At 49.4% G+C, this 13,053-nt stretch carries 6 protein-coding genes; 1 reads left to right on the top strand and 5 read right to left on the bottom strand.

What is annotated here, in order from left to right; all coding sequences use genetic code 11:
• Positions 1-102 precede the first annotated feature (102 nt).
• From F4Y64_03065 to F4Y64_03050, 4 genes are all read right to left on the bottom strand, one after another.
• Positions 103-4,749, bottom strand: coding sequence for a hypothetical protein (locus F4Y64_03065; protein ID MXX96579.1), 4,647 nt, complete (start codon positions 4,747-4,749; stop codon positions 103-105).
• Between the two features lie 216 nt (positions 4,750-4,965).
• Positions 4,966-6,066: a T9SS type A sorting domain-containing protein gene (locus F4Y64_03060; GenBank protein ID MXX96578.1), complete on the bottom strand. Its 1,101-nt coding sequence runs from the start codon at positions 6,064-6,066 to the stop codon at positions 4,966-4,968.
• A gap of 680 nt (positions 6,067-6,746) precedes the next feature.
• Positions 6,747-8,858, bottom strand: coding sequence for a hypothetical protein (locus tag F4Y64_03055; protein MXX96577.1), 2,112 nt, complete (start codon positions 8,856-8,858; stop codon positions 6,747-6,749).
• A gap of 336 nt (positions 8,859-9,194) precedes the next feature.
• Entirely contained in the window at positions 9,195-9,461 is a 267-nt protein-coding gene (locus F4Y64_03050; protein ID MXX96576.1) for a T9SS type A sorting domain-containing protein, read from the bottom strand.
• Positions 9,462-9,579: 118 nt separating this feature from the next.
• Between F4Y64_03050 and F4Y64_03045 the strand changes: the two genes are divergently transcribed.
• Positions 9,580-9,795 (top strand): hypothetical protein, encoded by a 216-nt coding sequence (locus tag F4Y64_03045; protein MXX96575.1) that lies wholly within the window; start codon positions 9,580-9,582, stop codon positions 9,793-9,795.
• Between the two features lie 317 nt (positions 9,796-10,112).
• Here F4Y64_03045 and F4Y64_03040 read toward each other — a convergent pair whose 3' ends face one another.
• Complete coding sequence (locus F4Y64_03040) at positions 10,113-12,506, bottom strand: hypothetical protein (GenBank protein MXX96574.1); 2,394 nt, start codon at positions 12,504-12,506, stop codon at positions 10,113-10,115.
• Positions 12,507-13,053 lie beyond the last annotated feature (547 nt).

The raw sequence follows: 13,053 nt of genomic DNA, 5'->3' as shown, positions 1-13,053 counted from the left end.
AGGACCCTACTCGGTAAAAATCCTCAGATCAGAGAAATATAGGGGGGAAGTTCAGAAATGAGGGGGATGTGTACCCTGATCTCAGTATCACGCCTTCCGTATTCAATACCTTACAGATCCCTGCACATTCAAACCGATTTCGCCCTGTGAGTCTGTGTGGGTATGTGCCAGGCCAAAGATAGACACGCTCACTTGATCCCAAGGCCGTAGCTCTGTTCCCACAAGGTACGTCCCACCAGTAGATAATTGTGTCATGCCCAATAACGGCCGTATCACGCCGCTTTTGAGTGGCATGCCGTAGGCCATCTCGATGTCGGTCCGACGAAGATTCATTCTCGCAGGGATGGCATCCATAATCGTCTGCTGATGTTGCAACACTCCACTATTATTTGGTCCCCATGAGGGGCGCACCGAGACCATCAACCCCTCCGGGCCTCCTCCCATCTGTATCACACCCGACATCCCCCACTCCGTAAATTCATTCACCGTATGCATGACTAGTCCATGCGTACGCAACTCACCTTTCAATCGCCACGACGGATATGAGAATTGAACTCCGCCTCCAAGCTCCAGCCCGGTACCCGTCTCCGCGCTTCCGCCATCCTGCCGCACATTCACCTCCACATATGGGCGGATCCGAGCATTCACGCGCAGGTCCGCTCCCAATCCGGCCCGAAACCGATAGACTTGCATGCTAATTGTGTACTCGTCTACCTCCGAACCCACAACCAAAATATCCCCGTGCACCGTTATGCCAAGTAATGAATTGGATGCCCACTCCCCTTGCACGCCCCCGGCACCGAAGGTAGCGACCAAATCACCCTTCATGTCTTCGACTTCCGTCTGACCTAGACCATAGCCTACCGCCAACCACGCATCCCAGTCTGCCCCTTTCATTGATACATACGGAACCATGCCAGTAAGCCAGGACTGAGCCTCCGCGTTTTCCGCATTCAGTTCAAACGATCCATGTCCCTGACTATGGGAGACCAATACGCCCGCCGTCCAGCCTCTTCCCCACCGATAGTCCGTTCCCATCATGGCCGTAGTTACGTCTCCTCGCACATTCAATGCGTCTTCTCCCCGGCCATTGAATCGCGTAAATGCACCTCGTCCCCACACACGGAACACCCCGCGAGCGGCCAGCTGCTCCTGAGATACGTGGCAGCCTGCCAAGAGCTCACCTAAGGACGGGTTCCAGTCCGCCCCCGTACCCCACACCTGCACCAACTCGGCCCTCTGCCCCGCCAAACATGAGGATCCAACCGACCGGGATCGGAAACGCTGCTGCAAAGCATCTACAATCTCTAGGGTAGAGGTTCGCACAAACCGTGTCGTGTATGCCTTCATCCCCTCTGTACCTACTGAAGCATCTTCCCGGATGGTAGCAACTCCCACCGCCTTTTCAAGGCGAATTTCACTGGATTTCTCCAGGCGTACCGTAAACGTCTCCTCTGGAGAGTCCAGTCCACCGGACAGAAGTTCCACTACAATCTCCTGCTCCATCATCCCCGGCGCAAATGTCAGAGTGCCAGCCTTCGCATGATAGTCCTCGCCCGCAATGGCCGTCCCATTCTCAGTCCGAAAGTTGACCGAGATCGGCAGTGCACTCGGTTGCAGTAAATGAACCGTAAATTGTACAAGCCTCTCCGTCTCCACCCCCATTTCATCGTCAATCCATATGATTGCAGCTGAATCGTTATCCAGAACCGTCACTTGGCCGGTTGCCTGCATAATCTCTGCATTTCGCGGACTACTCAGTACCACCGCAAATGTCTCTTCTACCTCGGGAAACTCATCATCCAGAATTTCGATGCGGATCTTTCCGTTCGTCGCTCCCGGATCAAAAAACATAATGCCTCTGGAAGAGATATAGTCTGATCCCGACTCTGCAGACTGTGCCACCGTCTGATACAATACACTTACTGTCTCCTTCGCTGCTCGACTGAGCAGGACGGGCAGGTCAACCTCCCCGTCCTGCTCATTCACCTGCGCGTCGTAGATTGAAATCGTCAATGGATTCTCCCCCTTGTCTTTAACGAAAACGTCCAGAGAAGCTTCTTCCCCTCCGTCATAGCCGCCCCCCGACGGTGTATGCACCAAAGTCACGGTTTCATCTATAAAATTATTGTCCTTGTCCGCCTCGACCGTCACTGTCTGAGGAACATTCCAGTCCTCAACCGTGAAATTCAATAATGTTCTACTCAGAATAAGATTTGCCCAAACGGGATCCAGGCTTACTCTGACCCTCACATTTTCCACCGGTTTCGACTGAAGCCAAACATCATACGTACCCGATTGACCCTCTTCCTCCAAACTCAATGAAGATGGATCTAATACAATCCCTTTTGTATCATTTTCCTGTACCGTCACAGATACCGTGTGCGAGGCCTCATCATAGTCGCCTCCCGTTGCGGTGAGGAGCAATTCTCCCCTATCAGGCTCTGCATCGTCATCCGATTTTGCATACACGGTGACTCTCTGCGGAACGCGATAGTTTGAGGGCGTAAACATCAAGGCATCTTTATCCTCCGTCAGATCCCAGTTCAGGTCCGTATTGCTGAATTCTGAAAGACGCACCGTTACTTTACCCGAAGGCTCATGTCTAAGTGATACATTGAAGGTTCTTGAACTTCCCTCATTCACAGTAACATCCATCGGTGCTATAATCTCCGGACGATCATCGTCTTCAATGATCACAATAACATGATGTATCTCCTCAAAATATCCTCCCCCACTTGCTTTCAGGGTCAACGTAATTTCCTCGTCTTTAATATCAGTGTCTTGATATGCGTGTAGTGTTACTGCCTCCGGGTCATCCCAGTTAGCGGCCTTGAATATCAGGATGGCCGGTTTTGGCTCCAGTTTCAGAGGATCATACCCAGAAATACTCACCCTCACATCACCAGAAGGCCGGGCTTCAAGAGAAACATCAAAGGGTTGAATATCTCCTTCACGCACTGTTATACGTTCTAACGCTTTAATCCCGGGACGATCATCGTCAATGATTGTTACGTGCACACGCCCCCGTTCAAGATCAAAACCGCCCCCACTTGCTTCCAACAATATAGTCTCATGCTCATCCTCTGAATCATTATCATGTCGTGCTTGCACCTTTACCTTTTGATCATTATCCCAGTTGTCGGCCGTGAAGATAAGCGTGGTCGGATCTGTCTTCAGATCAGCCGTCATATCTCGCCCAACAAGAAAGGAAATGGTCACACTTACATTGTTCCCAAAACCATCCAAAGGGGGAGCAGAAAGCTTAACCTCAAATGTTTCTTCTTTTCCCTCCTCTCGAACTGTTATTTCTGATGGAGTTATGATAAGGCTGGGGTCGTCATCGTCTTCAATCCTCACATGGAGTTGATTATCTGGGAACTTAAACGGCCCATCGGAGGATACGATGAATTCTATCACTATAAAATCATCATCAGCATCAATATCGTCCATTGCTAACATTGTTATCGGCACAAAGTCCAAACAATAGGTGTCCAAATCCAAAGGGACTGCGTCACATTCGTACCATGAATTTGCCGAAAAATTCATACGCTGGGGGGATACGTTCAGATCTGTATCCTGAAACCCAGTAAGAGTAATTGATAAGGCCAATGGAGAAAAATATTCTGGGTTGGTAATATATAATATGTACTCTCGCGTTATACTTTCTCCCTCTAAAACCCATTCTTCACGCGGTCGGTCCACGATTGTGATGACCACTGTATATTTCAGGCCGTCGTACCCTCCGCCCGATGCGGTCAGCGTTAATCTGACATCCTCATCCCCATAGCCTTCGTCTAGTCTTGTCTCCAAATTCAGTATCTGGTCTTGCATCCAGTTGTTCAAGGGAAATCTCAATCTCGTTTGAACCGGAATTATATCTTGGCCTTGATGCCCGTAAAGCGTGAACGTTACATCATCTGACGGAGGCGCTAGAGCATCCAGAAGCGGAACCTGTGTATTGCTAAGGGGAATGCTTATACTGATTGGGAAACCTTCACGAACCTTTCGCGGTGCCAATTCCCATTCGATTTCGTCGTCTACAATCATGACATTGACATAGCTTGGTTTCGTCTCAACTCCTCCCGAATTCGTGAGTGTCAGACGTATTGCCGGTTCGTTCGTATAATTGTCATCCTCCGCCGCCGTAAGCTTCACTGTCTTTGGTATGTCCCAGTTATCGGTTGTAAATGTCAGGGTTTTTGGTTCCACCTCCAAACCTTTACCTTCATAACCCGAGATGGTTACGGTTATCTCGCTTGACGGACTCAACTCCAGTGAGACCGGAAACGTTCTTGAATTCCCCTCCAAAATCGTAACTGAGATCTCTACATTATTGGCCTTTGCCCCTGTAATGCCCAAAATTTCTCTCCCTCCTGAATATTTTGTTTCACCTTCTTTCTGATCCCACACTAAATTACTAATACCCAGATCCCAGACAGGACCAATCAATGCGTTGGTGGTAAAAGGATCAAAATCATGAATAGACCGATCAGGCACACGAAATAGATCTACGCCCCCCACGTCCACACTTCCAGAGTCTAATGGCCGATTCAATTCATCCGAAAGCACAATCACAAGACCTGACGCATCCTGACGACCAGTGTCTAAATCAAAACCGATCAATGGGGAATCCTCCACTTCAGCTTTGATTTGAATTTCTTGTTCTTGCCCAAAGGCAACCATAGGCAACAAGAACAGCAATAGCCCGCAAGCGAGGAAAACCTGCTTGTATGCTTCTTTTATCATCCTCAGAACTTCTTGCCCCCCTTAGAGACAAATATCGCACCAGTAGTAGAGGGCGAAACCTCGTTTCCAGCAAGCCCGTAGATAAAGTCCGTCATTGAAGTTAGAGGGTATATCTGTATGCGTGGCAGGGGACCATTTGAAATAGACTCCTAGATCAAGAATTTTCAAAAAGTTCCTGGATTACAGGTTTTGCGACAGACTTCATCTAACTCCAGTTCAAGCTCGAACCATCTGACCGAAGCGATAGGAGTGATTCTTGTTTCTGATTTGCACACGAAAAAAATAATTTCCTGGCACTAGGCTTTCGCCATTAATTAGGATACTATGGTGGTTGCCATATCCAAACCATTTAGCCGGAACGTTTTCAACAATCCGCCCCAAAACATCGAATACCTGAACACCTACGGCTGCTGGCTCGGAAAGATCAAAGACTATCGTAGTTGATTCTGTAAACGGATTCGGGTAGTTTTGAATGCGTTCAGTATCAAAGGAGAACCAATCCAAAAAAAAGATCATCGGCTCGGTGGTCACTTTTACAATATCTGACATTTTACCGGCTTCGCAGTTCAAATTCGTGACGAGTTGCACGCCGTAATAATGTGAACTGTTTGGAGCAAGATTCTCGTGAATAAACAAAGAATCCGCCACAATCATCGTATTCTTCCAGTTGTGCCCCTCCGCGTCTGCGTCACGGTGAAAGACTTTGAAGTGAACAATTGTATGATCGTCTTGAAGGGGGGGCGTATTCCAATTCAGTCGAATTGTCCTAGGTCCGGTTGCTTGCCCTGTCAGATTAATCGGAGACTCTGGTCGCTCATAAGACAGTGGGCATAGATCATCACCATCATCAGGTGGAATATCATCTACCATCTCCACATGACAGATTTTCAAAATAAAGTCTCCGCCTGGCGAGATCGTGAACATCATATCTCCGCACCTCTCGGAACCATAGGTGGCATAGCTCTCGCCGATCAGCATGAAAGAAATAAGATTCGGAGGACGGCTTGAATCATATTCATCGTTACACTGCTTTATGCCTCTGGATCCAGCACTGCCATTATACCCGAGGTAATGAAGATGATTAGATGTACGGATCCAAAAATTTCGCTTGGCTCGAATATCGTCAAACGGCACATCTTTGCATTGCGTAAGCTTGCCGTCCTTTGAATAGGAGTTGACGGAATCGACTACGTAAACAGTGGCACCAAATTGTGTCTCATCCTGGAATATTATTTTCCTACCTACACCTTCATAGCCAATCTGGCCGTATGCCTGTACGGCGAAAAATAGAAGCAGTAAGTATGAAAAGGATTTCATTTTTCAAGCCGGAGAAGAGAATTACAAGAGCGAAGCCATACCACACTATAATAATTATTGGGATAAATGTCAAGTGGGTTTGAGGCGGAGTTGTCCCTGCATTGGAATCAGTCGCGGAAGAAGCCGTTTACGTCGTAATCCAATAAATTTTGGCACGATTTGAAAGCGAGAATTCATTAGCCTGAGGCAGATTGATGAGGCCGTTGCCCATTTGGTTGAACACATGAAGAAGGCATCGTTCCAGATACGTCTCAGGAGTCTACGCAGCCAGTTTGCAGCCCGTTGCCCACGAATCGGCGTCGAATTTGGTCCGAATTGGCCAGTTCAGTTTCAATTGGGCACAGCTTGGGATCCTCCCCCTAGAGGGTCCATCATGATGAATCTGATCCTTGCGCGTTAGGGATCACACGAATATTTGGGTTCCGCCGAACTCGGATCCATTACATATTCCTGCCATGTATTGGCTTACCTAGTGTTCAGCGACAAAACTCGATCGATAAATCGATTCTAACAAAAGAACGATTCGTGTCTCCAAACGAGCGAAGCAAACAAGTACTTGGACAAATGGTGGAGCACCCCCTCGGCCTGCTCCTTTATCTTGTCACCCACTGCAAACTCGCGAGATTTACGATTTTTCCAGCCATCCCTGCATCAAATCCCAGACATTGAGGGGACAGAGGCTACCGAAGGCGCACGAAATGTCCCGTCTGCATCGAAGAACCTTCCGCTGAGGACATCACCATACGGTATAGATAATGCCCCGGGGGCAATGATTGTCCATCCAATACTATTTGCTGCTCTCGCCCTGCCGCCATTTCGACCGGCGATACCGTCAACACCCGTCTCCCTACCATATCAATGACGTCCACGGTTACGCGGGCAGGCATGGGAAGATCGAACTGCAAATATGTCGATTGTCGAAAAGGATTGGGGTAGTTCCCATGCACCACAAATAATTCAGGTAAAGTTTTCTCCATGAATTCTACGGATGTTGATGTAGCCACGAGGCTAAAACGAGCACGTATAGGAATAACGGTCTCGTTAAACAGCCGTATATCATTAGACGTTACCACGTTCCAAAGTGATGACCATGTTCCATCATCCTCATCCTTCAGGTACAGATGAGACACGTCTTGCGTTGCGTAGGGCGAAGGTGCTATGACCACGTTGTTTTGGTCGCTTCCCGCATCCCCGTACGCAATGTGGACAACATCCGGCAAGGCACCGATTCTGTCGTTTGAGAGATCCAACTCAAAGAAATTCAAGGTTGCATCTGTCGCCCCGGCAAAGCTCCGCGGATCCTCAATTACCTTTGAGAACAAGACATCCCCCGGTCTACCTTCTTGATCCTCATGAATGTAGACGGTTAGATCCCGAGGCGCAGAATCGGGCAATTCTGTGTTCCGAAACTGATTATCGAAATAAGGAGCCAACCAGATACGATCAATCCGCACCTCCCGATTATCCCTCGAGGCCTTCGGCGCAAATCGGGTAGACATTCGAGAAACACGTTTTATAGTAACAAACAAAGGATCGCCACCATTGCTCACTCCAGCGGCTACTTCTCCTGAGTCGTACCGGATGTCCACGAATTCTGTACCATCCACCGTTGAATGCACGTCTATATTGAACTGCAAGCTTACCTCGTCACCGTTGGCATCGGTGGCTATATACGTATAGGTCACGGGAGACGCCGTGGCCTCCATCGGTAGCCCGCTTATAGTCCGAGTTGATGAATCAAAGCTTAGCCCCGTAGGCAATGTGGGAGTAAGCGAATAACTGATCGGCAATGCTCCCCCGGTGGCCCTAGGCAATACTAGTGGGATAATGAACTGCCCCCGTGGAAATGATTGATCTGTGACTGTCTGCTCAAATTGTAATGGTGCTGCGGTACCTTCAAGGCTGAAACGGGCACGAATGGGAATCACCGTTTCATTAAACCGCCGTCTTTGATCAGTCGTCACCAAGCTCCAAAGTGATGACCATCTGTTATTCCGGTACAGATGGGACACGTCTTCCGTTTTATAGGGCGCAGGTCCTATAATCAGCAAGTTTTCGTCGCTTCCCGCATTGCCGTACGCAATGTGCACGATATCTGGCAGTACACCGATTCCCTCATCTGAAAGATCCAGCTCAAAGAAATTCAAGGTAAAGTTTGTTACTGCTTCAAAACTCCGCGGATCGTCAATTATCTTTGAGAACAAGAGTTTACTTGGCCTCCCTCCTTGATCCGTGTATATGTAGACAGTAAGATCCCGTGGTGCTGAATCAGGCAATTCGGTATTCTGAAACTGATTGTTAAAGTAGGGGGCCAACCAGATACGATCAATTCGCACTGCCCGATCATCTCCTGAAGATGTCTTCGGGGCAAATCGGGTAGACATTCGTGCATCGGCGGGAATGTCTATGAACAAATGATCGTCCTTATCACCAAATGCGTCTCCCTGATCGTACTGGATGTCCACGAATTCCGATAGGCTTAATGAAGAATACATCTCCATATCGCGCCGTCGGTTCAAATTTTCGCAAGATTCGCCGGAACTAAATATTCTACCGACTCTGCACAATCCGTCAAGTTCTCCTGAAGCAGCTCTAGGAAACTCAAAAACGGCTCCGAGACTACGTATGGAATGTAACTTAATTGCGGTTTGCGTTGTATTAGCCGGATTTGACGGCGGCTGATTGGAATCAAAGGTGACAGTTCCAAAATGGAGCACGGTCTGAGCCTGTGCGGATGATAAGACAACTACCAGCCCGAACACCACTGTAATACTCACAACCCAACTTTTCATGTCTGAGTCCTCCTTGATATCGTGACAATTCTGATTACTTGCGCCAACACTCCAATATTAAATGTAGTCCAGACCAGTCTCTATATATTTTTCCGAACCCTGATTGTCTGCTATTTCGGGGTGAAATTAGTTCCAACTTGTCCTGGATTACGTCAGAAATTCGGACTGGATTCATCGCCTTTTATAGATCTACAAGTAATTTGTTGCCGAGTCCGCAATGTCACAATTTGATTCTATCTCCAATAATATGGACCCATAACATTCACCACGACTGGGTTCGACCAATATCCTGAGTTATCCTGAATTCCAAACTAGGCACGAGAACGCCCCCGGGAGTTATCGGACCTGAATGATTCGCCCGGTTCTTGTCCATGTTCCCAGCACCGTCTCCACATTGATACGGTAGATGTACAGGCCCGAACTCGTTTCAGGCAAGTCCAGCGACAGTGTGTGATTCCAGCCCGCAGCGACCTTCTGTACCGGAGACGTATACATCAAGCGACCCAGTAGATCAAACACCTCGGCGTATACCTCGGCCGGTTCCGGCAGATGATACATAATCCTGGTTTCTGTATGGAATGGATTCGGATAGTTTCCCTGCACGGAAAATTCCTCGGCAACTCGGTGCGCTCTTCGTTTGAGGTGACATCCACATCATCATCGGTTATCGTCACCTTCAGGACTGCAATCACATTGCCGGATTTCGTTGCCTGCGCTGTGAATGTATCCGTGGGAAATTCCCCCAATCCATCACCTGAATTCTGTAATTTCTGTTCTTCACGATCCCGTGCTCCAAAACCTAGAGGAGCGGGAGGCTGTGATGGATAATACGGTCGTATCTCTGAACGGTGATCCCATCTCTCGTTCGCCATCCGAGATGCACGACTCTCCTCTGACTCCTGCGCCAAAAGGGTCACAGGAGACAGGCATAACATGACCAAACAAACCAGCTTTGACACGACCTGAATACAGGCAAACAGGGGTGAATCAGGATACAACATTGAAAGGATGTACGGTTCCAATTTCCGAGACATACGGATTGACTTCTCGGGGTGATGTAAGGATTTTCGGATTCAAATATCTCCCCAAGGAATAACCGATATTGCGCTGGATGGATTTCATTGGTGATACATTGCATTTGCCCGCTGAGTGCGTACACTTCTCTGCAATTCCTCGTGTGAATTGATCTGAATGTACAACAGCCTGCCTACGAACCTCATCGGTGGTTGATCTTCGCCAGAAATCCACCAGTCCTTATCTCTGCGTCTGCACCGAGTCCATGAGGTCCTGCGAGGTCCGAATGTTCAGATCTCCGATCTCTTCCAATACCGCTGGAAGATCTCCGTCCCAGTCCCGGAGGATGCTTCGTACGTTCCCGGTAGTCGCATCCCGGACAATCGACAGGGATCGCTGGTCATTCGCATTGATCGTGATACTGCCTTCAGGGCCGGTCAGCGTGATTCGTTCCAAGGTTTCGTCCCATTGCGGCTCAATGGGGAGCGCGAACAGAAAATACTTGTTTCCAAACTTATCTTCACCCGGCGTAAAGGAGATCGAAAACAGAACAGTATCGCCTCCAATTCCGTCAAGACGGTACGGCCCATCCATTTCGGGGAGTTGCGCCGCAGCACTGGCCTGGAATGGAGGTTCCAGTCGAAGTTCGCCGCCCTGAACGCCTCCCCACACGACCAGGACATCAGACTCGGGTACGGCGCCTGCTATGGCAGGTCCTCTGTTACCCTCCACCCGCTCCCGGAAATCAATCACCTTCTCGTAGAAGAAATCGCTGAGCCACCCCTGCTGATAGCAGTACCCCATGATATCTTTGTGAAACGCTGGCGAGATCAACGTGCCATCGCGGAAATCATAGCCCCAGGCGCCAACGCTCCCATTTGAATAAGGAAAGTCTGGATCTGTCACCAACGCGCCTCCACACGGCGCATGGTTCAAGTTGAGGTTGTGCCCGACTTCGTGCGCAAGCTCCTCGTCCAATGCCTTGCCCATACTGACCCAGCCACCGAGGCGTGCAATTCCGCGCACAAATCCATTGACGCTGGCTGCCGCCCCGTAATAATACCCCGTTGCGCCGTCCAACAACCGCAAGGCTTCCAACTCCAACACAAGCCCCCATCGCCCGCCACTGGAGACAAGACCCAGTGAAGTGATATAGGATTCCCGGCTTCTGGCCCGAAATTCATGAAATGGAAGCGCATACTTGAACAGACCGACTTCGGAACTGTTATCGCTGATATTGTCGGTCCATTCAAAAATAGATCGGTCCGGTTCGGCTGCTTCCAGGACAGGAACCACGGTGACGTCCATAGCGGGAACCGATACGACATTGAGCGATGCTCCGCCCGTAGCGGGGAACCGATCCTGGCTGCCAGCCGCGCGCGGGACCACGCCTTCGGGATCGGCCTCCACAACCAGCGTTGAGCCTGGAGTAATGAATTCTCCCGGAATAACGGCATTAAACGAATAATTCAGATCACTCTCATCCACCGTCATTGTGAGTCGAACGCTATTTTGGGTCATCGTTACCTGATGCGTCCTGCCAGCTTCCTGGATGGTGGCCACGACCTGGGGCGCAAAGAACGCCGGTTCGGCAGCCGTTCCCCCTGTCACGAACACGCGGAGCAGCGCCTCTCGCCCCTGAACAAGCGGCACCGAACTTCGCTGGGTCTGTATGGACTGCACAAGATAAGCGACAGGAACGTCCAGCTGGACCTCGGTCGGATTACCACAGATCCGGCCACGGGCATCTTGGATTCCCGTGTACCATGTTTGGATCTTTGAGGCTGGCGAGACACATAATGATGTCCCCCCGAAATGGAACACATCGAGGTTGGATAGATTGGTCAGATCGTATCGGAGGGAGCCTTCAAGAGCCGAGTTGTCATTGACCCGCAACTCGGTCAGATTTGAAAGCAATGATATCTCCTCGGACAGAGTGCCGGACAGGGAATTGTCGGCGAGATTGAGCACCGTGAGCGCAGTGAAATTAGCCACTTCGCCGGGAATCGGCCCCGCAAGACCGTTGCCCGGTAACACCAATTCCGTCACGCGTCCATTTACCGTGCTCACCCCGTGCCATGTATCCAGTGAACTGTCACGACCCCATCCCGTCGCATTCCTCCAGGAGGGGCCATTTGTCTGATCGTACAACTCAAGTAAAGCGAGTCGCTCAACCTGATCCGGCGTACAGTCTCCCCCGCTCTTATGGAGAACAGTATTCCACCACTTCTGAAATACTGCATCCCGGTGCCTGCAGATTCTCGTTCCATGAAGTCTCAAACCCGCTAGATTATTCTTGATGAAACTGCGTGGTAGAAGGCCTGTCAGATCGTTGTTATCATTTATTAACAGCCACTGTAGGCTGGTTAGACGGTCCAATTCCGACGGGATTGAGCCCGTCAGGAAATTATTGGATAATGCTAGATCTGCTACCTGTGTAAGATTGCCAAGCTCCGGTGGAATCGAGCCCGTCAACCCATTATCGAACAACCATAGAGTTCTCACCTGTGCCAAGTTTCCGAACTCTGGTGGAATGGAGCCCGTGAGGGAATTCGCGTTCAGATACAAGTGCTGCAACCGGGAAAGCTGCCCCAAGTCCGACGGAATCTCACCCGTGAGGGAATTTCCGGACAATGACAGATTTTGTACCTGTGTGAGATTTCCAAGCTCCGCAGGAATCGAGCCTGTTAAATTATTTTGGTTCAATCAAAATTAATCATTCCATACAAATCGTGGTAGAACCTTATATATTTTTGTACGCAGCGTACATTTGTACGTAGCATGTTATCGTAAGAAATGATTAAAGACGTAAACATTGAAGACTACGAAGCGGTTATGGATGCACTGGAACATCCATAACCCGAATATGTGTACATTTCCCTAAGCAGTCATCTACCATCATGACTTACACACAAGAACCACCGGCATCAACAAAAAAAATGCCTAAACGCGGTCGCGGTCGTCCTCGCAAGAACGACATTATGAACTTGCAAAGGTCTATCTCTACAACGCCAGAGGAATTGGCAAAGGTGATTCTGAACACGCCCCCGCATAAGGTCAAGATTTGAAAAATTGAACTGATTGGGTTCGCGGGGAAACCCTAATCACGTGGAGTACTTAGGTACATAATTCCCTGGTATAGTAGGACGGCCGTCAGATAAGGCTACGGGGCGCTATGTAT

The organism is Rhodothermaceae bacterium (genome assembly GCA_009838195.1).
Taxonomy (GTDB): Bacteria; Bacteroidota; Rhodothermia; order Rhodothermales; family Bin80; genus Bin80.
The sequence above is the reverse complement of the archived record's forward strand: the minus strand, read 5'-3'. Positions and strand labels throughout refer to the sequence as shown.